Below are 24,252 nucleotides of genomic sequence, written 5' to 3'. Positions count from 1 at the left end.
TGTTATTATACGTTGGGGTTGTAAGCCAGCCGAATTAACGCCAAAACGCGACAACCTAGATAGGCGTTTTCGCATTTATCGTGAAACGCTTTCGCGTTTCGTGCGCCACTTCAATAACTGAATGGAATCCCTCTTGGCATATTGCCTGATAAACTCTGTTGCTTGGGCAATTTCAGCAGCATGCTGTACTTCGTTATCTGAGGCATCTTCTTTCCCATAACGAATGTTTTCTGAAATCGTACCGGTAAAAAGAACCGCTTGCTGAGGCACAAAGCCAATCTTTTCACGAAGGGTTTCCTGCTTCATCTCACTTACATCAATTCCATCAACCAGCACCTTGCCGCTGTCAACATCATAAAAACGCGGAATTAAATTAATAAGCGTAGATTTACCGGATCCAGTCCCGCCAATAATGGCCGTCACTTCACCCGGATTCATTTTAAACGAAATATTGGATATCGCAGGCATTTCGGCACCGGGATAGCTGAAGGTGACATTGCGAAATTCTACTTGCCCCTTTTGCTCTTTGGCAGGTACAGAAACTGCCGGGTCTTGAATATCGGCCGTTGTCTCGAACACTTCGTTTATTCTCCCCGCTGAAACCGATGCCCTTGGAATCATCACAAACATCATCGATAACATCACAAAAGAGAACATAATTTGCATCGCATATTGAATAAATGCCATCATGTCACCGACTTCCATATGGCCATTACTGATCCGAATTCCGCCAAACCAAATGATTGCTACGGTCGTAAGGTTTAGGACAATCATCATAATCGGCATCATCGCAGCCATGAGTTTATTGACCTTTATCGCTGTCTGCGTTAGGTCCCAGTTTGCTGCATCAAACCGTTTTTTTTCATGGGACACTCTGTTAAAAGAACGGATAACACGTATGCCAGTTAGGTTTTCTCTTAATACTCGGTTGAGGTTATCGAGCTTTACCTGCATGGCTTTAAATAACGGCATTCCCTTTCTTGCAATTATGACAATGGTTATGACAAGAACCGGCAAGGACACTGCCAAAACTAAGGTAAGCTTAGCATCCTTTGATAAGGCCATAATGATCCCGCCTATACACATCATTGGCGCCATTACCATCATCCGGAGCATCATAATCAGTACCTGTTGGACTTGGGTAATATCGTTCGTTGTTCTGGTAATCAGCGAGGCTGTTCCAAGTTTATCGAACTCATGTAAGGAAAAATGACCGACATGAGAGAAGGTTTTACTGCGCAGTAATTTGCCGAAACCGGAGGCGGCTTTTGCTGAATAGAAGCTGGCAACAATGGAGCAGATCATACCTCCCGCCGCTACAAGGAGCATCAGACCGCCAATTTTCCAAATGTAGTTCGTGTCACCTGTTACCACACCCTTATCAACAATATCAGCCATTAACGTCGGTAAATATAGCTCTGCTATTGACTGAAGGAGGATAAGGACGAGAACAAAGGAAATGGGTATTTTAAATGGCTTTAGGAATTTGCTCAGTTTAATCATGATTGTTCAACCTCTCCTCTTTTAACGACTTTCTTGATTGAAATAATCTTGAACTTTAGATAGTAATTCAGCCAACTGTTCACTTTCTTTTTCCCTAAATAATCGATTAACCCCAAAAAAGTTTCGGTGAACCGTTTTCTTGCATTGGCCGTTACTACCATGCCAGCAGGAGATAGTTTGATATTTACTGCCCGCCGATCTTCAGGATCAATTGTGCGTTCTACTAAGCCATCTTTTTCAAGGGTATTAATGATTTGCGTCACGGTTGGAGGAGTAACATGCAAGAGTTGACTAATTTCTGATACCTTCATCCCGCTATCTTTCTCATTTGCACCTTGTTGAATAGTAGCAAGTACCTTGAATTCGCTCGGATTATATCCCGCTATCTTCTTTTCGTGCCAGCCTGTTTTTCGAAATTGCATAAAGGCTTTAAGAAGCTTTTGCGCTGTGGCACTTTCGATATCTGCCACTTTTCTCACCTCTTTTTGTATTTAAATCTAATTAGTTAGGTAACCTAATTATTAACATACCTAAGTATAATCCCGGGAAAATTCGACGTCAATTATTATTTATGTGTTTAGGAAGACAACAATTGAATCTAAACATAAAAATGTCCTCATGTGATGATCATGAGGACATTTTTATGTTTTATGACGGTTTCTGTTTTGTAACCTTGGTGCTATGGAGCTTCCACTGTTTATTATCAAAAGTCCAAATAGATTCAATTATTGCAATGGTGTCTGCATTTGCAACTCCAGTAACCCGCTGCTGGCCCTTTAATCCAATTTTATCATGCTCTAATTGAACTGGTTTCAGGCTATTATATGGATTTACTGATAATTCAGTCGGCTCATTTAGTCTGCCCTTATAGTAAAAGCCTAATTTTTTGTAGTATTTCTTCCGATCCTTTAAATCAAACTTATAGGTTTTTCCTGTTTGCTTCAGTTTTATTTCAGCCTTGTAGCCATTTAGAAATTTAGTATCCATCTCAAGCGGCTCAGGAATTGGTAAGTCTGTTTGGACGAAATTTTTTAATGAAATGAAATAATTGTTAACAATTCCTTCACTGCCCTCAGTTAAAACACTCGCAAAAATATCTTTTATGCCATCGTGGTCAAGGTCGATAAGCTGTATTGCTGCTTTTGAACCACTTTCCAATGGTAATGAATATAATTTGCCATTAGAGGCTGCAACTTCTATATAAATCTTTTTCAAAAAGGAATTTTCCTCTTGATATGGCACACCTTTTAATACGATCGCCTCGACGATTTGATCCCCTGTAATATCCGTTTCCTCTTCCGCAATAGTAATAACCTTCGTATTTTCTTCAATGGCATAAACACCAGTGATTGCGGTAATGGATATGAAAAAAAAGGATACAATCGCAAGCAGCATTTCTTTTTTCATCAATGTCCCCTCCATACTGTCTATCTTTAGTTAGTATGCCCAATTTTAGGAAAAAGATGAAAAAAGACCCTCTGATTTTAGAGGATCTTAAAAATATTATTCTGCTGGATTTTCGGGTGCTTCCACTTTCCAAACTGTCGTTACTTTGCCATTTTCCCCTTCATCGAGGATAAACGAGCCGTTGGAATAACGGTCACTAAAGCGAAGGTCACTAGTTTTTATCGTTTCGGTATAGCCTTTATCAGTCTGAATAAAAATATCGTCTTGTTCATTCGCGACAATAAAGCCCATAATTCGGTGTGGATTCGATTTGAGTTCTCTTAAGATGACGACACCACGCTTTGCACGGGTTGCTTTTTCGAACTCTTTTAATTTCATCCGCTTCACGGAACCCCTTTGTGTTGCAATCACAATAGATTGATGACTATCTGCATTAATTAATTTCCCGGCGACAACAAAATCATCATCTTTTAAATTAATTCCTTTTACACCTGCTGCACGAATACCGACAATGCTGATTTCTTCCCTCATGGAACCAGAGGGCGTAGCCTAGGTGTGTAACAAGGAACAGTTCTTTGGTCCCGTCCGTTTGGTGGACATCAACGACTTGATCATCATCCTTCAGATTGACAGCAACAAGCGGTTTAGAGTAACGCTGCGCTTTATAGGCTTTTAATTCTGTCTTCTTGACCATCCCATTTTTCGTTACAAAAACGAAATAGGCATCTGCTTCAAAATCCTTGATTGGGATCGCTTGAATGATTTCTTCATCGCGTTCAATAGGAATGATATTTGCCACATGCTGACCTAAATCCTTCCAGCGGATATCTGGCAGTTCATGAACTGGGCAAAACAGGTAATTTCCTTTATTGGTGAAGAGAAGAAGAACATCTTTTGTATTCATATCGAGTTGCGCTAACAGTCGATCGGATTCTTTCATTGCAAAGTCCTGACCACCTGATGCAGCATAGGAACGCTGACTTGTCCGTTTGACATAGCCATGCTTCGTAACCGTTACGATAACATCCTCACTTGGAACGGTTACCTCAAGGTTGATTTTCAACTCTTCAATCTCTGCTTCAATTTTTGAACGACGATCATCGGCAAACCGTTTTTTCACATCTTTTAATTCTTTTTTGATCACCGAGATGAGCTTTTTCTCACTTGCTAAAATGCTCGTCCACTCTTCAATTTTCTTTGCTAATTCTTCCGCTTCCTGTCTTAATGCGGTGATGTCAGTGTTGGTTAAGCGATAAAGCTGTAAAGACACAATTGCTTCAGCCTGCAGTTCGGTAAATGCGTATTTAGCGATTAAATTGTCCTTTGCATCGCGCTTATCTTTAGAAGCACGGATGGTAGCAATCACTTCATCGAGAATCGATAAAGCTTTCATTAACCCCTCGACAATATGCTGACGTTCCTTGGCCTTGGAAAGGTCAAACTGTGTTCTTCTGGTAACCACTTCTTTTTGATGCCCGATATAGGCATCAAGTAACTCACGCAGTCCCATTTGTTTTGGCCGCTTATTGTGAATGGCTACCATATTAAAATTATAAGTAACTTGCAAATCACTATTTTTATATAAGTAATTCAAGACACCTTCAGCATCGGCATCCTTTTTTAACTCTATCACAATTCTAAGGCCTGTCCGATCCGTTTCATCACGAACCTCGGACATTCCTTCCAGCTTTCGGTCCAAGCGGAATTCATCCATTTTTTTGACGAGATTGGCTTTGTTCACTTCATAAGGAATTTCCGTGATGACAATTTGCTGTCTGCCACCGCGAACCTCTTCAATATCGGCTTTCCCGCGGACAATAATTTTCCCTTTACCAGTTTCATAGGCTTTTTTAATTCCATCGATCCCTTGAATGATTCCGCCTGTAGGGAAATCCGGTCCTTTGATGACTTTCATGAGTTCATCAACCGAAGAATCAGGCTGATCCATTCTCATCATGACCCCGTCAATGACCTCTCCAAGATGATGCGGCGGAATATCCGTTGCATAGCCCGCTGAAATTCCCGTTGATCCATTGACAAGTAAATTCGGGAACATGGCCGGCATGACCGTAGGTTCCTTTGAAGTATCATCAAAGTTTGGGATGAATTCGACCGTATTTTTTTCGATATCACGAAGAAGTTCTGCGGCAATTGCAGAAAGCCTGGCCTCCGTATAACGCATCGCTGCAGGAGGGTCACCATCGACACTCCCGTTGTTTCCGTGCATTTGCACGAGGACATTTCTAACCTTCCAGTCCTGACTCATCCGCACCATTGCCTCGTAAACGGAAGAATCACCGTGTGGATGATAATTACCGATTACGTTACCAACTGTCTTAGCAGATTTCCTAAATCCTTTATCAAATGTATTTCCTTCAACATGCATCGCATACAGAATTCTTCGTTGCACCGGCTTTAAGCCGTCCCTGGCATCCGGCAGGGCACGTTCTTGAATAATGTACTTACTATATCGGCCAAAACGATCACCAAGCACATCTTCTAGAGGCAAATCACGGAATTTTTCATTTGCACTCATCCTTCAGAACCCTCCTCGGCGACCGTAATATTTTCATTTTCTAAAATGGTGTCATCCTCTTCTAATCCAAATGCCACGTTACTTTCAATCCATTTACGGCGGGGTTCAACCTTATCGCCCATAAGTGTCGTAATGCGGCGTTCTGCTCTGGCAATATCATCTATTTTCACACGAATAAGCGTTCTAGTCTCAGGATCCATGGTTGTTTCCCAAAGCTGGTCGGCATTCATTTCACCTAATCCTTTATAACGTTGAATAATATAGCCGCGGCCGACTTTTTTGATGGCCCCCTGCAGTTCATCATCATTCCACGCATATTCAATTATTTCTTTTTTTCCTGTCCCTTTACTTACTTTATATAAAGGAGGGAGGGCGATAAACACTTTACCTGCTTCAATAAGCGGCTTCATATAGCGATAAAAGAAAGTAAGCAATAATACTTGGATATGTGCCCCGTCTGTATCGGCATCCGTCATAATGACGATTTTATCGTAATTGATGTCTTCAACAGTGAAATCAGCACCAACGCCTCCGCCGACGGCATGAATAATGGTATTAATTTCTTCATTTTTAAAAATATCTGCCAGTTTTGCTTTTTCAGTATTAATGACTTTACCTCGCAAAGGGAGAACAGCCTGAAAACGGCGGTCCCTGCCTTGTTTCGCTGAGCCGCCTGCAGAATCACCCTCAACTAGATAAAGTTCATTTCTTTGTGGGTTGCGGGATTGTGCCGGTGTTAATTTACCGGACAATACAGTTTCTGACCGCTTTCGCTTTTTGCCGCTCCTAGCATCCTCACGTGCTTTCCTGGCTGCCTCTCGCGCTTGATAGGCTTTTATTGATTTTTTGATAAGGAGGGAGCTTATATCAGGATTTTCTTCAAGAAAATAGGATAGATGTTCAGATACAACCGCGTCTACAGACGAACGTGCTTCACTTGTTCCTAGTTTCCCTTTTGTTTGTCCTTCGAATTGGAGAAGCTCTTCCGGGATCCTTACAGATATGATGGCCGATAGGCCTTCGCGAATGTCAGCTCCATCTAAGTTTTTTTCTTTTTCTTTTAACAATGACACCTTGCGGGCGTAATCATTAAATACACGCGTCATGGCAGTTTTCGCACCAACCTCATGCGTGCCGCCATCCTTTGTGCGGACATTGTTGACAAACGAAAGCACGTTTTCCGAATAGCCATCATTAAATTGAAAGGAAAAATCGACTTCAATGCCATTCTGTGCACCTTCAAAGCTGACAACGGGATGAAGCACATCCTTCTCCTCGTTTAAATATTCAACAAATGCCTCGATGCCATTTTCGTAATGAAATACTTCATGGAGATCATTCCGGTCATCATGAATTTCAATCTTTAATCCTTTTAACAAAAAGGCAGACTCTCTTAACCTCTCACATAAGGTTTCAAAGTTATATGCCGTGGTCGAAAAAATGGATGGATCCGGCCTAAAATGGATGGTTGTCCCTGTTTGATTAGTTTTGCCGATTTTTTCAAGTGTTGTGACCGGCTTACCGCCATTTTCAAAACGCTGTTCGTAAACAAATCCATCTCTTTTAATGGTGACGGTTAACCATTCTGAAAGCGCATTGACGACTGATGCACCAACACCATGTAACCCGCCGCTCGTTTTATAGCCGCCCTGCCCAAATTTACCGCCGGCATGGAGAACTGTTAAAATGACTTCCGGAGTGGGTTTCCCTAATTTATGCATACCTGTAGGCATTCCGCGCCCTTTATCAATAACACTAATTGAATTATCTTTGTGTATTTTTACAATGATTTGATCACCAAAGCCGCCGAGCGCCTCATCGACTGAGTTGTCGACAATCTCATAGACGAGATGATGGAGACCGCGTGCATCGGTACTGCCAATGTACATCCCGGGGCGCTTTCGAACCGCTTCAAGGCCCTCTAGTACCTGTATGGCTTCATCATTATATTCAAAAGCCTGCTGATTCCTTGCCACTAAAATACCCCTTTCACCTTACAAAACAACCTTCTAAATTGCTGTAATACCTGTTTATTATATTTATTCGTTCAAAAGATTAAAGGTGGTGTGAGCAGAGCTTAAATCACTTATCTAAAAACATAAATGTTTATTACAACATAAAAAGATATACTGCTATATTATTGCGGCGCTCCGCCCCATTACCACCAAAAAGAACTAATGTTTGCCACTTTCATTTTAACACATGTTCTCGCAGCGTCTATGCTTAATTGTAGCGATTTATTTCGTTTTGGCAAATATGTATTTTAAGATAACCCCTTTTTCGCCATCCCTCCCTTCCAAAATTTAGGGTAAAATAAAAAAACTGCTAAAGTTCAGCAGTTTTTAGTAAAAGCCTTCATTTATTATTGCAAATGCCTTGTTAATGCATGCTCAACCTTAATACAACGGTCCATTATTACTGTATAGCCTTTTTCTTTTAAAAATTTATATGCTTCTTCGTTTGCTAGACCAAGCTGTGCCCAATAGATATCTGCATCAATTTCATCAAATTCCTTGGCTACGTCAAACAATTGCTCGGATCGGCGGAATACGTTAACAATGTCAACATGCCCTTTAATATCTTTTAAGGATGCCACTGCCTTTACTCCAAGCACCTCGTCAATCGTCGGGTTAACAGGGATGATTTCATAACCTGCTTTTTGCATCACCGCTGAAACCTGGTAAGATGTCCGTTCTGGATTATTACTTAAACCTACAACAGCTATTCTTTTTGCATTTTTTAATATAACCGCAATTTCCTCGCGACTCGGATTATCAATAGTCAAAATCACCACTCCTATTACATTGTTTTCTTTATTTTACCTCTTTTTACAATAAAAATATAATAAAACGCTTCCAAATAAAGAACGCTCCCAATAAGGAGCATGTTTGTAAGATGATTAAACTGACAAAAGTTCCTGTTTCATTGCTGCGGTAATCTTTGGTACCGAAAGACAGAATCTGGCTCCATCACTCGTGTTTTCAACCGAGACGCTGCCGTTCATCTTTTCGAGAATCAGCTTTGTTATATATAAGCCGAGACCAGTTCCGTTTTCTCTAGTGGTAAAATAGGGATCAAATACCCGCTTAAGGAGGATTGGTTCGATTCCACCGGCATTATCAATGAATTCTGCTGTAACAAATTCCTCTGTTTCGTTAATTTTTATCCATAGTTTTCGGCGGCTTATATCTCTTTGAACAAAGGCATCACGGGCATTTGTTAAAACATTTAGGACAACTTGGCTATATTCATTTGGATAGCCGTAGGCCATCTGTTGCCCCCTGTATTCGAATTCCACTTGGATCTCATGGTTTTTTAAACTGATAGAAAAGATAGATAAGGCCTCTTCAATTGAATCTCCTACGGAAAATGGCATTTTCTCCCGATTGGGTTTATAGAATTTCCGAAAATCATTTATTGTACGGGACATATGTTTAATTTGGAGCATGCTTTCTCTTGTGAAACGATCAATATATTGATCGTTGATTTCTCCAAATTCGAGTGCCTCTCTTAGGTCATTCATTAATAAAGACAAAGTATTTAGCGGCTGGCGCCATTGGTGCCCTATACTGGCAACCATGCCTCCCATCGCAGCTAGTCTAGATTGTTCGATTAATAGTTCATCCTTTTGTTTATTTTTAGCGGCTTCTTCTTGTACCCGTTTCTCCAAATACCGATTTTGGTGTACCATTAACTCATACCTTTTTAGCAGGTCTTGATTATTCTTTTCTATTTCTGATAGTTCTTTCATAACGTGGTCACCCCCTAAATTTGAATAAGAAAATATAAGATAAAACCGCCCAATGTACATATCGAGTGGTCGGTTTTTTGCTTGTTTATTTGATTTTAACTAAATTATAGTGACTCCATACGCTGCTTTCAATGAGTTTACAAATGGTTTGAAAATTCTCCATATTTTTGTAATAAAATTGACTTTTTTTGTTCTTACTTTAGACAATTAATAAAAATAAAAGGGAAAAAATAAAGGACTAGCTCTCGTCCTTTATTTTTTCCCTTATTTTTGTGTGACTGCCTGATCTGAATTTAAATTTAACGCTGTCCATGCAGTGGAATCGCCAAATAATCTTGACCAAGTACCAATTCCTGCTAAATCATAGGTTTCGGCTAAATCAGCTCGTTTTTTCAATGACAATTCATCTTCAATCCAAATTTTATAGGTGGCATTTTCGTCTGCGGCAACGTATTCTGCATAATTTTGACCACTTTCTTCATCATATTTTGGCTGCAATCCTTTTTCTGTGAGCCAGGCTTTCACTTTATCCATTGAAAGAGCTTGTGCCGTCACCTCAACAGTCCCATCCGTATTGGTTTGTTCCTTCCATAAACGGGCATATAACGGAACGCCAAGTATCAACTTTCCATTGGGTACCTCTGTCAGCAAGTTTTTAAGATTTCGCTCGACCCAAGGCAAGCTTGCCACGCTTCCTGCATCAGATGAAGAACCTGTATGTTCATCGTACGCCATCACGATTAAATAATCGACAATCTCGGCAAGCTTTGGCCGTTCATAAAAAGAAGACCAATTATTGTTTTCCCCGGCAGAAAAAGTAATATCCATTGAAACGATTAAACCGGCTTCATGCAGGTACGGGGCAGCCTCCCTCATGAATTGGGTAACGAGTGGGCCATCTGCTTGATTTACATTTTCAATATCAAAATTAATTCCTTGCAGCTGATACATCTGGCTGAAATGAAGTAATTGCCGGATGATAGCCTGTCGGGTTTCAAAATCTTTGAATGCTTCGTAGGTTAGCACAGGATCAAATGAATTTGAAAACACGCCCCAAACTTGATACCCCTTTGCATGTGCCCACTCACTGTATTCAAGTGATGCGAGGTTTTTAACGGACCCGTCATTTGCAGCGAGGGAGAACCAGGTAGGGGATACGACATTCACACCCTCCATAGTGGGTATTTTAGAAGAGTCTGGGTTTTTCGAATAAACAGCTTCCCAGGTTAATTGAACCGGGCCATCAATCTTAGGCATTTGAAAAGCTGAACTTTGTCTTTTGATCGAAATCTGTACACGTTCTTCCTTATGAACATATTCTTTTTTTATATAACCGCTTATCCCATTCACTTTCCTAACAAGAAAAAAATCCCCTTTTTCCCCTTCGATGGTTATGGATTCGCCTTTAGCCATTTCTGCTGTATATGGTGAGCGCCAAGAAGCCTCTGTCCGCAGTCTAAGTTTTTCTTTGTTGATATCTTTATCTGTCAATCTCCCATTCTCGTATTTGTCCCCATCCCGTTGAATCCAAACGGCGTTACTCTCAGGTACTGTTTTAAATTGGATGGGATAAAAGGAAAGAATGGGCTCAAGGGCAATAAAGATTTCTCCATTCCTGGTGATGACGGGTGACAGCTGTAATGGGACCTCTTTTTGATTCACATAATAAGTTAAAGAATCGGTGGGCATTTGAACAACTTTATCCCTTGTAGTAATAATAACTGAATTTGATTTTTGATCGTGAACGATGGAATGATCAATGTTCGTTTTCAAAAAGGAGAGTGGAACAAACAAGGTATTTCCTTCGATGATTGCATTTCCCTCCTGCTTTCCATTGAATAGGATGGGATGTTCTCCTTGAAAAAATGTTTTCTTATCTGTTGATGCAAAAGGGTATAATAATAGAAAAATCGATGAACAAATGAGGAAAACCGCCCCTATGAATCCACCCATGATCCAGTTCATAGATAATTTCTTATTATTTTGATAGTCAATTCGTGCCATGGTTCTGTTCCTCCTTAGTTCTATCCTAAGGTATTATTTGGGAAATGAGAAGGTGTTTTTTCACTCCGTGATCCCGAATCTTTTAAGATATTGGTGAAAGCCATAGTGTTTTTTCAAAAATACATGGTAAAATAGAAGAACCCGATCTTTTTTTGAAGGAGAAATTATGAATGGTTCAAATTATTTTAGTCTTAATCCTTGCTTATTTGCTCGGTTCGATTCCATCCGGTTTAATTATCGGCAAGGTTTTTTACAAAACAGATATTCGCAAACATGGAAGCGGAAATTTAGGAGGTACTAATACCTTTCGAACACTTGGTGTGAAAGCGGGCCTGGTTGTGACAATTGCCGACATCCTGAAAGGGACACTGGCAGCATCCCTGCCTATACTGTTTTCGATTGATATAAACCCACTGCTTGCCGGGATGTTCGCTGTTGTCGGACATACCTATCCGATCTTTGCCGGGTTTCGCGGCGGGAAGGCCGTGGCTACATCCGGCGGTGTTTTATTGTTCTGTGCACCCTATTTATTTTTAACAGTCTTAGTGGCTTTCTTTATCAGTTTGTACATAACAAAATACGTTTCCCTCTCATCCATGATTGCAGGAATTATCGCTATTTTGTTTGCTTTAATATCCGGCTTTGTCCGTGAATGGGACATCCCCTTGCTGATCGTTGTGTTCCTCATGGCATCGTTTGTCATTTACCGGCATCGGGCAAATATTACAAGAATCATCAACAAAACAGAGCCAAAAATCAAATGGCTATAAAGGAATTCTTGAATGGTAAAATGAATTGTACATTGCGTTAAAAAGGGAGTTTCCAATAGAGGAAGCTCCCTTCTCTTATATTTTAGGCCGTTTATTAAGAATAGTTTAAAATTATTCAGTAATATAATATAGTATAATCAATGTGCAGGAAAATAGTTTGCTTATTGAATGAATTTATTAAGGAGAGTATATGAAAAAAAAGGCTATTATTCCCTCTATTTTTATTATTTTGGTTTGTATTGTGGTTACAGCGGTTGTGCTTATTCAGCAAAATCAAGCCTCTAAAAAGAAAGACACGGTTTTCTCGTCTAAGGAACATAAGCCGCGGCCATCCCAAACGGTCAATCGTGAGATGACAGAAAAAATTACGATTGGTGCCATCGGAGATATTCTTATTCACAGCCCTGTTTATCTGGATGCATTTAATGGTAAAGAATACAATTTTAATCCTATGTTTGAACCTATGAAACCGCTTTTAGAAAAGCCCGACGTACTCACAGCTAATCAAGAAAGCATGTTGGGTGGAATTGATTTGGGGCTATCCGGTTATCCGATGTTCAACAGCCCGCACGAGGTGGCTGATGCCCTCGTCCATTCAGGAGTTGACATTGTTTCCACAGCAAATAATCATACTTTGGATAAAGGAGAAAAAGGGATTCAATCGGAGAAAGCATACTTAGAAAGCATCGGATTGCCACATGTGGGCAGCTTTTTGGACGAAACGGATCGTCAAAAATTGCGGATCCTCCATAAGAACGGTATCAAAATCGCTTTTCTTTCTTATACTTATGGGACAAATGGAATTCCTGTTCCAGTTGGAAAGGATTTCCTCGTCAATCTGATTGACCGCGAAATGATGAAGAACGAAATTCATCGGGCAAAAAAAGAGGCAGATGTAGTGGTGATGAGCATCCATTGGGGAAATGAATACCAGAGAATCCCTACAAATGATCAAAAGGACTTAGCTGGTTTCCTGGCAAATGAAGGTGTTGACATCATCTTTGGTTCCCACCCTCACGTTTTACAGCCGATGGAATGGATTCAGACAGCTGATGGCAGGAAATCGTTCGTAATCTACTCATTAGGTAATTTTATTTCTGCACAATATGGTGATTATAAGGATATTGGCGGATTAGCTACGCTTGAAATTACTAAACATATATCTGAAAAAGGTAACACGATTGCACTTTCGAACCCAGTTTTTTATCCAACCTATGTAACCAGTCAAAAATATCACAACTTCCGTGTCGTACCATTAGAAAAGGCCGGTGAATATGGCCTATCAAATGCCGAAGCAAAATACAAAGAAATTCAAGACCATATGAAGCAATGGCTCCGTTAAAACGGAGCCAAATTTTTTACAAAGTACTTATCTGATCTTCCCAAATGTGTTCGAGTAAGCCTTCTTGCAGCAAAATTTCTTTTTGCCTCTGCCCGATTAGGTCAAAATGAGAATACCCATCAGCTCTATGGTGAATCCATTCTTTTTTTAACCCATATTGTTGACCCCAAACTGCCAACCGGTCAAGGTCTAGACAGCCTACTTTTGTTACCGTTTTACTGTCAGGAAAGCGGTCATCGAGCCAGTAATGCGTTAAAAAAGCAATTTCCCCCTCATCAATTTTCCTTTTCCAGTCATTTATATCCTGGCGTTTGATCCCAAAAGCCAAGCTAGTCACCTCACAATTGCATTGTTTTAATGGCCTTCCTCGGCATTATTTTTTCTTAATTTCCTCGTATTTTAAATACCATTCCGGAAATGCCTTTTTAAAGGATGTCGGTCTGAAATTATCTTTTCTCACGATAATGTGAGTAGATGTACCAACAGCACAAACTTCTTCGCCGCCATTAACAATGGTGTAGCCATAAATGGTTTTAATTCCGTCATTTAATTCGACCCAAGTTTTTACAAATGCTTGATCGCCGTACCGTAATGGTTTTTTGTACGTAATGGTAATGTCATAAACAGGCGCGTAATAGCCCATCTCCTCCATCGATAAGTAACTATAGCCGATGTCTTCAATAAACCCGGTCCGGCCAAGCTCGAAAAACTTTAAATAGTTGGCATGATAAATGACACCCATCATATCTGTGTCTGCGTAGTAAAGCTGAATTTCTCTTGTCGAAACAAAATAAGTATCCACAACAACGTTCCTTTCCTTACCAACTAACTTACATTTTTGTAATGGCTTTTTTAACATCTTCTACTTCAAGATGCATAGATTTTTCAAATGAAATTTCATCCTCATCTCCATCCATTAATCGAAATGCTTGTGCTTGAATGATTTCATCAACCAAATTTGTCGCAAAGCGGCCATTACCCTTAAACACTTCCGCTTCCATTGTCTGAATGAGGAGGTTCTTGGCATCTTGGGTAAGTTGGTATTGAAAGCATTCAGCATAGGATGACATAATTTCGAGCAATTCTTCGGAGGAATAATCCGGGAAGAGAAGGAACTTTTTAAACCTGGAGCGGAGCCCCGGATTGCTTTCAAGCAGTTGATCCATTTCATTTGGATAACCCGCTAACACCACCACTAGATTTTCATTATGTTTTGTCATTTCATCAACAAGTGTATCGATGACCTCTTTTCCGAAATCACCGGCTGTTTGACTTAGCAGTGAGTATGCCTCATCAATAAATAAAACGCCGCCAAGCGCTTCCCTTACCTTTTTCTTTGTTTTACCGGCTGTTTGACCAACATAGCCAGCGACAAAATCAGCTCTACTGGCAACGATTAAGTGACCTCGCTTCAGAATCCCGCATTCTTTTAAAAACTCAGCGTAGATTTTAGCAACTGTTGTTTTCCCTGTCCCTGGATTTCCGGTAAACACCGCATGCAGCTGTATTGGTACGGCTGGCAGCCCTTTTTTTCTTCGAAACTGTTGCATTTTTACAAACGAAATTAGGGTTCGCATTTCTAATTTTAATGATTCGAGGCCAACTAATTGGTTCAGTTTATCTTGGGGTGATTCACTAATATTCTCGATTTCTGTAAGAAAATCCTCTTTATTGAGCAGCATATAGTCTAAAATGCCCTCATCTGCAGCTTGATTGTCTGCTCCTTTTTTGAAAATAGCATCCAATACGATATTGCGGACAGTCCTTGCATTTCCAAAGGTGTCATCGACCCGTTCTTGATCAAGTCGGTGGTGAATTTCAATCTTGGATTCCTCTGTTAGGATATAATCATTTTCTGCCGCAACCTTCTCGGCAATTTCAATGAGTTCCCTGTTTGAGTAATTGGGTAAATGAATAAGGTTGGACTGTGGGAAACGGCTGCGCAAACCTGGATTGGCATCTAAAAAAGTGCGCATTTCTTCCGGGTACCCCGCCAAAAAAACGGCGAATTTTCCGCCATACTCATTGCCGGTCATCAGTGAAACAAGCGTATCAATCGCTGCCTGTCCATAATCATTTCCTGTTTGCCCCTCACGTTTAAGACTATAGGCTTCATCAATGAATAACACACCACCAATTGAACGCTCGACAATACTTCGGACGTTTTCTTCAGTCTGGCCTACAAAGGAACCGACCAACTGGGAGCGGTCTGTTTCAATCACTTCTGCACGTGGCAGTACCCCAAGCTCATGATAGATTTTAGCCATTAGCCGGGCTAAGGTCGTTTTTCCTGTCCCTGGATTGCCGGTTAAGATCATGTGGAGACTCAACTCATCTTTTATCTGAAATCCTAATTCCTTTCGCTGCTTCTGATACTTTAAAAAACGGTAAAAATCATTCACCCGTTTTTTTACCAAATCCATTCCAATCATGTTATTTAACTGATCTAATGCTTTTTCTTCTTCCATGTCTGTTTTATCTGCTTCAAGAAATTGCTGCTCCCACGTTTGTTTTATCTCTTCTACATTCGCCATACGCACTTTCAAATCATCATAATAGGTTGACGTATGGAAAACACCCGTAATCGATTGATCGTAATCTTCCGCCGCTGTTAAAAGGCTGCTCGTTTCCTCAATAACGGAAGAAAGCAAATCGATCAGCTTTTGATATTTTTGAAAAAGCTCGTTATTTACCATTGATGAGGTAATATCCAGAGTGGTGTGCAAATCGTTGATCTGTAGATCTGCATTTGCTAAAAAGGTTTGACAAACCTCGATCAGCTGCTCCGCTGTTTTCTTTTTTGCTGTTCGATTATCTGTTTCCCGGAGCGGAGGAAAGGATAGCGGAGATAGTAGATCATGCAGCCTTTTCCAGTCTGATTGTATCGTATATTCTTTTGCTTTTTGATTTTCAGGATAAAGTTTGAGGGCTTCTTGAAGCCAAATACCTGCTAGTGAATCCTGATTATTCCGTCCAAGTCGTGAAATTGCGGCTAATGTTAACAATTTCGACTTGATTTGTGGGTTTGGCTTTTGACTTAACTCAGTAATCAACAGTGCTTCATCGTTAATAATGCCAGTTTCATTCAATTCTTTTTCCCATTGGTTGATTAGTTCAGTGGATCCTGACCGTTGTTTTCCTTGTTGCTTCAAATATCATCACTTCTTTTTCGAAAATTCTTCTATATCTTATCATAATCACACCTATGAAATGAAATGAAATGACAAGCAGAAAAAAAAGGCCATTTCGGCCCTTTTCGTTTCAACGCTTGTTTCATTAAGTCTCATCCTGGAGTTCAGCTTGGAAGGATTCAATACTTTCGCGTCTTCGCTGATTCTTCGCTTCAATTTGCTGACGCTGCTCGGCACTATCCGTAAATTGCATTGATTCTTCTGCTTTTTGGATATTTTCTTCCGTATCAGCAATCATTGATTGAAGCTTTTCGGCATTATCACTGCGATCGTCAGGTTTCGGCTGGTTTGTAAAGGCCATGATCAAATTCCTCCTCAAAATTGTACTTTGTACACATATAGTTTGTATCAGCGGGAGAAAAATATCACAAAAATTAATGGGAAGAAAAAGACAAAAAAGACCCGCTGGCATAGCCAATTGGGTCTTAATCCATGATTATTCACCTTTTGTTTGCATTACCTGAACTTGCTGTCCAGATTTATCCTGCATCTTCTTGCCCTTGTTTCCGCCGAAACCTCGTGGCTGTGTTCCAATATGATCGGGTTTAAATCGCTTTGTTTTATAACCAGATTCATTACTCATGTCATAATCCCTCCTTATGTACATTTTGCCCAAAGGAGAGAAAACGATGATTGGAAAACTTTTGCGGTTACTCTGCTTTACCGAGACGTTTTTCTTCTAGGCGCTGTTCAATTTTTTCCATGGCAGCGCGATCTTTTAAAAGTTGTGATTTATTTTCGGAAACTAATTCCGCAAAAGAACGTTTTCTTGGCTTTCTCATTAGTATCACCTTCCTTATTACCTATTGTAACAGTTATTATGCCCGGAAACGGTTGCAATTATTACAACTTTTTGAAAATTATATCGTATTTAATTTTTGAAAAAAATAGACATTGGTATGAACCAATGTCACCAGCTTAGTTTAATTTTTTTGTAAAGTCTTTCATAATGTCAAGGCTCATCGTGCCGACATATTTATTTTTAATCAACCCTTTGCTGTCAATAAAATAAGTTGTAGGGATGGACATGATCTGATAGATGCCGTTTACTTTGTCCTCTGAATCAAGAAGGATTGGAAATGTGATTTTATATTCGTCGACAAAACTTTGAACATCTAACTGTGGATCAATGTTTACGGCCAATATAACAGTATCATCACCAATTTCTTTGGAGAACTGCTCCATTTCGGGCATTTCTGCTTTACATGGACCACACCAGGTTGCCCAAAAGTTTAACATCACCTTTTTCCCTTTTAAATCCGAAAGCTTTACCGTTTCTCCCGTCAACGTTTTTAATTCAAAATCAGGAGCCTTCGCGCCAATGGAGAGGCCCTCTTTATTTGCTGATACCGGGTTTGATGTTTCGGGACCTTCTGTCTTTTTATCCATCGCCTGTACAATCGCTACCGTGAGTAGAGTAACCAATACAACGGCAGCAATTACTTTCTTAATCATCCCCGAAAACCTCCTTTTACTTCATCCTGCTACACTGATTTTACACTATAAACCCTTTACAAACAAAACTTGTCTATGCCAAAACTGTGACAATTTCCGTAATTCTTTTTATAAAAATGATAATGCGAATGTATGTTCATCCTTTTTAAAGATGCTTTTTCAATTCATTTATAATCTTTTCTGAAACTCGTTCAATAATGATATTCAATTCTTGCTCAGATAAGCTTTGTTCTCGGATGGGTGTGATCTTCTTCGCATGGTGGCCATCCGGTGTTTCGACCCCCTGTGGTGTCATCCCTTTGATCCCCACTTTCGATTTCATCTCCACAAGTGTTTGAACATGTTTTTTCGAAAGTTCCCGGTCACCGTTCAACTGTTTTGCGATCCAATTAATTTTTGCCGTAAACTCTAAGGATTCCATAATATAATAGGCGTGTTCTAAATCCTTACCCCAGGTTAACGCACCATGGTTTTCTAAGAGCACTCCTTGATGGTCGTGAACATGTTGCTTGACGGCATTTGGCACCTCTTCGCTTGAAGGTGTTCTGTATTCCGCAATAGGAATCGTTCCAAGATAGATGACTGATTCCGGCATGATTGCTTGATCCAATGGAATACCCGCAATTGCAAACGCTGTTGCATATGGCGGATGAACATGGACAATGGCATGTATGTCGGGTCGTTCTTGATAGACAAGCAGATGCATTTTCATTTCAGAGGTAGGCAGGTACTCACCATCAAGAACATTTCCTTGTCTGTCTACCTTTACAATCATCTCAGGTGTCAAGAAGCCCTTACTGACGCCTGTTGGCGTGATCAGAAATTCATTATCGCTAATCCTTATGGACATGTTGCCGTTATTCGCAGCAATAAAGCCTTGTTCATAAATCCTTTTTCCTATTTCACAAATTTGTTTTTTATACTTTATTTCTGAGATCATAATTAACCTGCTTTCCGTTTGTTCATTTAAAGAGTTTTTTTTGCCATTTTCCGATATTGCGGCAATTTTGTTTTCAATAATTAATAAGTCTGCTTCTGTATCTTGAGCTTTTTTCGCATCTTTAATTACATACTCCTCCGGCCTCATTTCCAACCGCATTATAGCTTGATTGCCCAATACCGGAAAAAAGAACGGATTTATCCTATTCTTCAAATTGTTTGCTATATAAAAAAACACCATGCCGACATTGGCATGGTGTTTCAAATCATTACGCTTGTAATTTTTCACGAAGAACCATTTGCAGGATTCCGCCGTGACGGTAGTAATCAATTTCAACTTCAGAGTCAAAACGAACTAGAACTTCGAATTCCTTCTTGTTACCAGCTTCGTCAGTAGCCGTAACTTTTAGAAGGTCACGTGGTTTTACGTTTTCGTCCACTTGAACATCAATTGTTTCTTTACCAGTTAAACCAAGTGATTCAGCATTTTCGCCTTCTTTAAATTGAAGTGGAAGCACACCCATTAACACAAGGTTTGAACGGTGAATACGTTCAAAGCTTTCAGCAAGAACTGTTTTAATGCCAAGAAGGTTTGTACCTTTCGCTGCCCAGTCACGCGATGAACCCATTCCGTAATCTTTACCAGCAAGAACGATCAAGCCAGTGCCGTTTTCTTTGTATTTCATGCAAGCATCGTAGATCGAAGTAACTTCGCCAGTTGGCCAGTATGTTGTGAAGCCGCCTTCTGTACCTGGAGCAATTTGGTTACGGATACGAATATTTGCAAATGTTCCGCGCATCATAACTTCGTGATTACCACGGCGAGAACCGTAAGAGTTGAAGTCACGTGGCTGCACGCCTTTTTCAAGCAAGTATTTACCGGCTGGAGTATTTTTACCAATAGCCCCTGCAGGTGAGATATGGTCAGTTGTCACAGAGTCACCAAACTTACCAACCACACGAAGTCCTGTTAATGGTTCAACAGTACCTGGTTCTGGTGATAACCCTTCGAAGAAAGGCGGGTTAGCAATATATGTTGAATCCTCATCCCAAGTGTATAAGGGCTCATTGCTCGTTTTGATTTCGTTCCAGCGCTCGTTGTCGCCAAACACATTCTCGTATTCTTTACGGAATAGCTCAGGAGTAACGGTGCGTTTCACGACATCATTTACCTCTGCAGTAGATGGCCAGATATCTTTGAAGAAGACATCGTTACCGTCTTTATCTTTACCGATTGCTTCAGTAGCAAAATCAATGTTCACAGTACCAGCAAGTGCATAAGTAACAACAAGCGGCGGTGAAGCAAGGTAGTTTGCTTTGACAAGCGGGTGAATACGTCCTTCAAAGTTACGGTTACCTGAAAGAACAGATGTCACTAATAGGTCGTTTTCAGCAATGGTTTTTTCAATTTCTTCTTTTAATGGACCAGAGTTACCGATACATGTTGTACAACCGTAACCAACTAAGTTGAAGCCGATTTGCTCTAGGTATGGAAGCAAGCCGGAATCACGAAGGTATCCAGTAACAACTTTAGATCCTGGTGCTAAAGAGGTTTTCACAAACTTAGGAACTTCCATTCCAAGTTCAACCGCTTTTTTCGCAACCAAACCTGCACCTACTAATACATATGGGTTAGATGTGTTAGTACAGCTTGTGATAGATGCGATTGCTACTGCCCCTGTTTTGATTTCTGTTTCGTCACCATTGTTGAATTTCACGGTTGCTGATTTATCAAGCTCAGCACCTTGTAAGCCGAAGCCTTGGTTTCCTTGTGGTGCAGAAACAGCTTTGACGAATTCTTGTTTCATTTTTGAAAGTGGAATCAAATCCTGTGGGCGTTTAGGACCAGAAAGATTTGCTTCAATTTCAGAAAGATCGATTTCGATGACATCAGTATATACTGGCTCAAATGATGGATCGAAGAATAGTCCGTTAGCTTTGCAATACTCTTCTACTACTTTGACTTGCTCTTCTTCACGTCCTGTTAAACGCATATAGGCAAGTGACTCATCATCAATTGGGAAGAATCCGCAAGTTGCACCATATTCAGGAGCCATGTTAGCAATCGTTGCACGATCTGCAAGTGGTAGTGAAGATACACCAGGTCCGAAATATTCTACGAATTTACCAACTACACCATGTTTACGAAGAACTTGAGTAACTTTTAGAGCAAGGTCTGTTGCAGTTGCTCCGTTTGGAAGCTCACCGATTAATTTAACGCCGACAACTTCTGGCACAGGGAAATAAGAAGGCTGTCCAAGCATTCCTGCTTCTGCTTCAATACCGCCAACGCCCCATCCAAGAACGCCAAGGCCGTTAATCATGGTAGTGTGGGAGTCTGTTCCAACCAATGTGTCCGGATATGCTTCCAATTCTCCGTCTGTTTCAGCAACATGAACAACATCTGCCAAATACTCAAGGTTTACTTGGTGAACAATCCCTGTTGCAGGAGGTACAGCACGATAGTTGTTGAATGATTTTTGCGCCCAGCTTAAGAACTGGTAACGTTCTGCATTACGTTCGAATTCATAATCCATGTTGATTCGTAAAGCATCTGCAGATCCATAAGCGTCAACTTGTACGGAGTGGTCGATAACAAGATCAACCGTTTTCTCCGGATTGATTTTGTCAGGGTCACCGCCAAGGTCAGCCATTGCTTTTCGTAATGAAGCAAGGTCAACGACTGCTGGAACACCTGTAAAGTCCTGGAGGATAACACGAGCCGGTTTAAATGGAACATCCACTTCTTTCAGCTCATTTGTTCCCCATTTTGCTAAGTTTTCAACATGCTCTTTTGCGATGACGCGGCCATCATATTGGCGTAGTACGGATTCAAGTAAGACTTTTACGGAATACGGCAATTTAGAAACCTTGCCAATACCTGCCTCTTCAAGTGCATTCAAACGGTAGTAGTGGTAGCGTTTACCGTTGGCTTCAAAGGAAGCGCGTGCATTAAATACATCGTTTTTTACCATTTGTAAAAAACCCCCTTCATTCGTTATAAAACAATAAAATTAACGAAAAGTTGAAAAGTTTGAATTTTCCCATCCTGGTTCACTTTTCTCACAATTCTAATCTTAATACAACCTTTTGCATAAGTAAATAACAAGAAAGTTATTGTGTTTGATAAGTTTTTCTTATGCTTTTTATGTAATTTGTTCGCAATATTTTGATAACTCGCATGAAGATTAGAATAAATTTGGAAATGGGAAAATACTTCTTCTCTTTATTATTATCTCAAAAAACTTTTTTGTTGTCATTTTTAAATGATTAAAGGAAATAGTAATCATATAGCAGGAGGTGAAGGAAATGGTAAAACGAAAGTCTAATCATGTCATCCCGGGAATGAATGCTGCCAAGGGTCAAGGAAAAGGAGCGGGTTTTAACGAGGAATTTGCGAGTGAACCGGAAAAAACAGTAAAAGAGAGAATGAACAATAAAAAGCGGAAGAAAAACCAGTAAAGAATACGGGGTCCCCTTGGGATGGGACCCTCTTTTTCTGCTTGATTATTCGGTCTGATTAACTTCGGAAACTATATTTTGTAAGTCCTGTTGGAATTGTTCTAACTGAGCTCTTTGATGCTCAGATGCGACCTCAAGTGCACTTTCTATTTGTTGATAGGCTTCATTTACTTCGTTCTTTAAATGCTTTAGTTGATGCCCGTAACTGGCACTATCACTCACAATTGTCTCAAAAAGTCCTTGTGCTTCCTCATATCCTTGTTGTGCAGCTTGAAAAGCCTGTTGTTTGTCCTTATTATAAGGATATTTTTGCATGGTTTCATCTCACTCCTTCAATTTGTTTACCCATTAAATTGCACAGTACAGAAAAAAATATTCGGCATAAAAAGATTTATTGATTGCATCCTAAATGATGAGGAGGGATAAAAATGAACAAAAATGATGGAAAAGATATGCGGAAGAATGCACCAAAACAATCCGGACAGCCAGAACCATTAAGCGGTTCAAAAAAGGTAAAGAATCGCAACCATACACGCCAAAAGCATAATTCAAGTCATGATATGTAAAATAAAAAGCTCCAACCCCTAAAAAGGGGTTGGAGCTGAATGGCTATCCTTAACAAACGCTTATTAACGCGTCAAGCAAGATTTCTTCTTTCCTCCGGTGTGACTGTTCTAAGATCAAGGAGAAATTCATCTTTTTGGATCCGTGCAATGACCGCTGGTTTCGATTCTGTTCGCAGTTTTCGAGCGAGCTGCTCTGCAGAAAGGGACTCATGTGTTAAGGCAATGACCATTGTTGGGAGCTGCACGTCTGGCATCGTTCCACCGCCCACTTGGCTTGTATCTTGAAAAATTTTAGCTTGAAAGCTGCTTGTTCTTTGTAACAGTTTTGTAACAAAACTCTTTGTTCTTTCGTCTAATTCATTGAGAGTAACTAACAAATCGCGAATGGTTGGAATAGTTCTCATCGCAGTTTCGCTGCGCGCATAATCGATTAATGTCCCTTCGAGTGCAGCTAGTGTCATTTTATCCACCCGGACCACTCGTGCTAACTGATGTTTTTTTAATCGGTCGATAATTTCTTTCCTTCCGGCAATAATCCCTGCCTGTGGTCCCCCCAGGAGCTTGTCTCCACTAAAGGTGACCACGTCTGCTCCCCATTCGATGACCTCTTTTACGACCGGTTCATCACCAATTCCATGCTTTCGGAAATCATAGAGTGCCCCGCTGCCAAGGTCTTCATAAAAAATGACATCATCTAATTTTTTTGTTAACTCTATCAATTCTTCTGTTTCCACCGATTTTGTAAAGCCAATGACCATAAAGTTGCTCGTATGTACCTTCATGATAATCGCCGTTTCAGCGCATACTGCATTCTCGTAATCATACAGATGTGTTTTGTTGGTTGTACCCACCTCTTTTAATTTGGCTCCACTTTCCTCCATGATGGAAGAAATACGGAAGGATCCGCCGATTTCAACAAGTTGTCCCCTGGAAACGACCACCTCTTTATTGTTTGCCAGTGCCCGTAAAACAAGATAGACGGCAGAAGCATTGTTATTAACGACCATCGCGGCTTCAGCACCGGTAATTTCTTTTATCAGTGCCTCTACATGGCTATGACGCGAGCCGCGCACCCCTTCATTAAGATTATATTCAAGATTTGAGTAATTGCCTGCCGTTTCAATAACATGGCGGATCGCGTTATCACTTAATCTTGCCCTGCCCAGATTCGTATGTAATATGGTTCCTGTTGCATTGATCATTTTTTCAATTGTATAGGTGAAGCGGCGCACGAAACGCGAAAGCGTTTCACGATAAATGCGAAACGCCTATCTAGGTTGTTGGGTTTGGGGTTAATATCGGCTGGCTACACAACCGAACGAGTAC

General features: G+C 40.4%; 21 protein-coding genes and 2 pseudogenes. 4 read left to right on the top strand and 19 right to left on the bottom strand.

Features of this window, described 5'->3' with window-relative positions:
- Nucleotides 1-75: 75 nt before the first annotated feature.
- The 8 genes and pseudogenes from ACO1D1_RS01270 to ACO1D1_RS01235 all read right to left on the bottom strand — a co-directional run bounded on the left by ACO1D1_RS01270 (nucleotide 76) and on the right by ACO1D1_RS01235 (nucleotide 11,201).
- Nucleotides 76-1,503, bottom strand: a complete 1,428-nt coding sequence (locus ACO1D1_RS01270) for an ABC transporter ATP-binding protein (RefSeq protein ID WP_423334668.1) — start codon at nucleotides 1,501-1,503, stop codon at nucleotides 76-78.
- A complete protein-coding gene (locus tag ACO1D1_RS01265) occupies nucleotides 1,500-1,973 on the bottom strand; it encodes a MarR family winged helix-turn-helix transcriptional regulator (RefSeq protein ID WP_423334667.1) in 474 nt (157 codons plus the stop codon). The genes ACO1D1_RS01270 and ACO1D1_RS01265 overlap by 4 nt, the downstream gene beginning before the upstream one ends.
- A 178-nt stretch (nucleotides 1,974-2,151) precedes the next feature.
- A complete protein-coding gene (locus ACO1D1_RS01260) occupies nucleotides 2,152-2,910 on the bottom strand; it encodes a hypothetical protein (RefSeq protein WP_423334666.1) in 759 nt (252 codons plus the stop codon).
- Nucleotides 2,911-3,006: 96 nt separating this feature from the next.
- Nucleotides 3,007-5,446, bottom strand: a pseudogene (gene parC, locus ACO1D1_RS01255) (DNA topoisomerase IV subunit A).
- The gene (gene parE / locus ACO1D1_RS01250) at nucleotides 5,443-7,422 is read right to left on the bottom strand and encodes a DNA topoisomerase IV subunit B (RefSeq protein WP_423334665.1); all 1,980 of its coding nucleotides are present in this window, start codon (nucleotides 7,420-7,422) and stop codon (nucleotides 5,443-5,445) included. The pseudogene parC and the gene parE overlap by 4 nt, the downstream one beginning before the upstream one ends.
- 386 nt (nucleotides 7,423-7,808) lie before the next feature.
- The gene (locus tag ACO1D1_RS01245; RefSeq protein ID WP_423334664.1) at nucleotides 7,809-8,231 is read right to left on the bottom strand and encodes a CoA-binding protein; all 423 of its coding nucleotides are present in this window, start codon (nucleotides 8,229-8,231) and stop codon (nucleotides 7,809-7,811) included.
- Nucleotides 8,232-8,345: 114 nt separating this feature from the next.
- Nucleotides 8,346-9,197 (bottom strand): sensor histidine kinase, encoded by an 852-nt coding sequence (locus ACO1D1_RS01240; protein ID WP_190284904.1) that lies wholly within the window; start codon nucleotides 9,195-9,197, stop codon nucleotides 8,346-8,348.
- 264 nt (nucleotides 9,198-9,461) lie between these two features.
- Nucleotides 9,462-11,201, bottom strand: coding sequence for a glycosyl hydrolase family 18 protein (locus ACO1D1_RS01235; RefSeq protein ID WP_423334663.1), 1,740 nt, complete (start codon nucleotides 11,199-11,201; stop codon nucleotides 9,462-9,464).
- Nucleotides 11,202-11,371: 170 nt separating this feature from the next.
- On the opposite strand from ACO1D1_RS01235, the gene plsY reads away from it, so the two are divergent.
- Both plsY and ACO1D1_RS01225 read left to right on the top strand, forming a co-directional pair.
- The gene (plsY, locus tag ACO1D1_RS01230) at nucleotides 11,372-11,971 is read left to right on the top strand and encodes a glycerol-3-phosphate 1-O-acyltransferase PlsY (RefSeq protein ID WP_149870283.1); all 600 of its coding nucleotides are present in this window, start codon (nucleotides 11,372-11,374) and stop codon (nucleotides 11,969-11,971) included.
- Between the two features lie 190 nt (nucleotides 11,972-12,161).
- Nucleotides 12,162-13,313, top strand: a complete 1,152-nt coding sequence (locus ACO1D1_RS01225) for a CapA family protein (protein ID WP_423334662.1) — start codon at nucleotides 12,162-12,164, stop codon at nucleotides 13,311-13,313.
- Between the two features lie 16 nt (nucleotides 13,314-13,329).
- Here ACO1D1_RS01225 and ACO1D1_RS01220 read toward each other — a convergent pair whose 3' ends face one another.
- From ACO1D1_RS01220 to acnA, 9 genes are all read right to left on the bottom strand, one after another.
- Nucleotides 13,330-13,641 carry a hypothetical protein gene (locus ACO1D1_RS01220; protein ID WP_149870281.1) on the bottom strand — a complete coding sequence of 104 codons (312 nt, stop codon included), beginning with the start codon at nucleotides 13,639-13,641 and terminating at the stop codon, nucleotides 13,330-13,332.
- A gap of 45 nt (nucleotides 13,642-13,686) precedes the next feature.
- Nucleotides 13,687-14,172, bottom strand: a complete 486-nt coding sequence (locus ACO1D1_RS01215) for an acyl-CoA thioesterase (protein WP_423334661.1) — start codon at nucleotides 14,170-14,172, stop codon at nucleotides 13,687-13,689.
- Nucleotides 14,144-16,465, bottom strand: a complete 2,322-nt coding sequence (locus ACO1D1_RS01210) for an AAA family ATPase (protein WP_423334660.1) — start codon at nucleotides 16,463-16,465, stop codon at nucleotides 14,144-14,146. Before ACO1D1_RS01210 ends, ACO1D1_RS01215 begins: the two co-directional genes overlap by 29 nt.
- 124 nt (nucleotides 16,466-16,589) lie before the next feature.
- Nucleotides 16,590-16,805 carry a small acid-soluble spore protein Tlp gene (tlp, locus tag ACO1D1_RS01205; protein WP_149870279.1) on the bottom strand — a complete coding sequence of 72 codons (216 nt, stop codon included), beginning with the start codon at nucleotides 16,803-16,805 and terminating at the stop codon, nucleotides 16,590-16,592.
- Between the two features lie 135 nt (nucleotides 16,806-16,940).
- Complete coding sequence (locus ACO1D1_RS01200; RefSeq protein WP_149870278.1) at nucleotides 16,941-17,087, bottom strand: acid-soluble spore protein N; 147 nt, start codon at nucleotides 17,085-17,087, stop codon at nucleotides 16,941-16,943.
- Between the two features lie 67 nt (nucleotides 17,088-17,154).
- Nucleotides 17,155-17,286 carry an FbpB family small basic protein gene (locus ACO1D1_RS01195; protein WP_007087036.1) on the bottom strand — a complete coding sequence of 44 codons (132 nt, stop codon included), beginning with the start codon at nucleotides 17,284-17,286 and terminating at the stop codon, nucleotides 17,155-17,157.
- A gap of 136 nt (nucleotides 17,287-17,422) precedes the next feature.
- A complete protein-coding gene (locus tag ACO1D1_RS01190) occupies nucleotides 17,423-17,959 on the bottom strand; it encodes a redoxin domain-containing protein (RefSeq protein ID WP_149870277.1) in 537 nt (178 codons plus the stop codon).
- A 145-nt stretch (nucleotides 17,960-18,104) separates the two neighbouring features.
- Nucleotides 18,105-19,187, bottom strand: coding sequence for a class II aldolase/adducin family protein (locus tag ACO1D1_RS01185; RefSeq protein WP_423334659.1), 1,083 nt, complete (start codon nucleotides 19,185-19,187; stop codon nucleotides 18,105-18,107).
- A complete protein-coding gene (acnA, locus tag ACO1D1_RS01180) occupies nucleotides 19,168-21,873 on the bottom strand; it encodes an aconitate hydratase AcnA (protein WP_423334658.1) in 2,706 nt (901 codons plus the stop codon). Before acnA ends, ACO1D1_RS01185 begins: the two co-directional genes overlap by 20 nt.
- 334 nt (nucleotides 21,874-22,207) lie before the next feature.
- Between acnA and sspO the strand changes: the two genes are divergently transcribed.
- Nucleotides 22,208-22,360, top strand: coding sequence for a small acid-soluble spore protein O (sspO, locus tag ACO1D1_RS01175; protein ID WP_149870273.1), 153 nt, complete (start codon nucleotides 22,208-22,210; stop codon nucleotides 22,358-22,360).
- Between the two features lie 45 nt (nucleotides 22,361-22,405).
- Here the strand turns inward: sspO and ACO1D1_RS01170 are convergent, their stop codons facing one another.
- Nucleotides 22,406-22,675, bottom strand: coding sequence for a hypothetical protein (locus ACO1D1_RS01170; RefSeq protein WP_149870272.1), 270 nt, complete (start codon nucleotides 22,673-22,675; stop codon nucleotides 22,406-22,408).
- A 113-nt stretch (nucleotides 22,676-22,788) separates the two neighbouring features.
- On the opposite strand from ACO1D1_RS01170, the gene ACO1D1_RS01165 reads away from it, so the two are divergent.
- Entirely contained in the window at nucleotides 22,789-22,926 is a 138-nt protein-coding gene (locus ACO1D1_RS01165) for a small acid-soluble spore protein P (RefSeq protein ID WP_149870271.1), read from the top strand.
- A gap of 49 nt (nucleotides 22,927-22,975) precedes the next feature.
- Here the strand turns inward: ACO1D1_RS01165 and selA are convergent.
- A pseudogene (gene selA / locus ACO1D1_RS01160) lies at nucleotides 22,976-24,152 on the bottom strand (L-seryl-tRNA(Sec) selenium transferase); the annotation flags it as partial.
- Nucleotides 24,153-24,252: the final 100 nt, after the last annotated feature.

The organism is Neobacillus sp. 19, assembly GCF_049463095.1.
In the GTDB taxonomy this organism is placed as follows: Bacteria; Bacillota; Bacilli; order Bacillales; family Cytobacillaceae; genus Neobacillus.
This window is presented reverse-complemented; position numbering and strand designations above follow the sequence as displayed.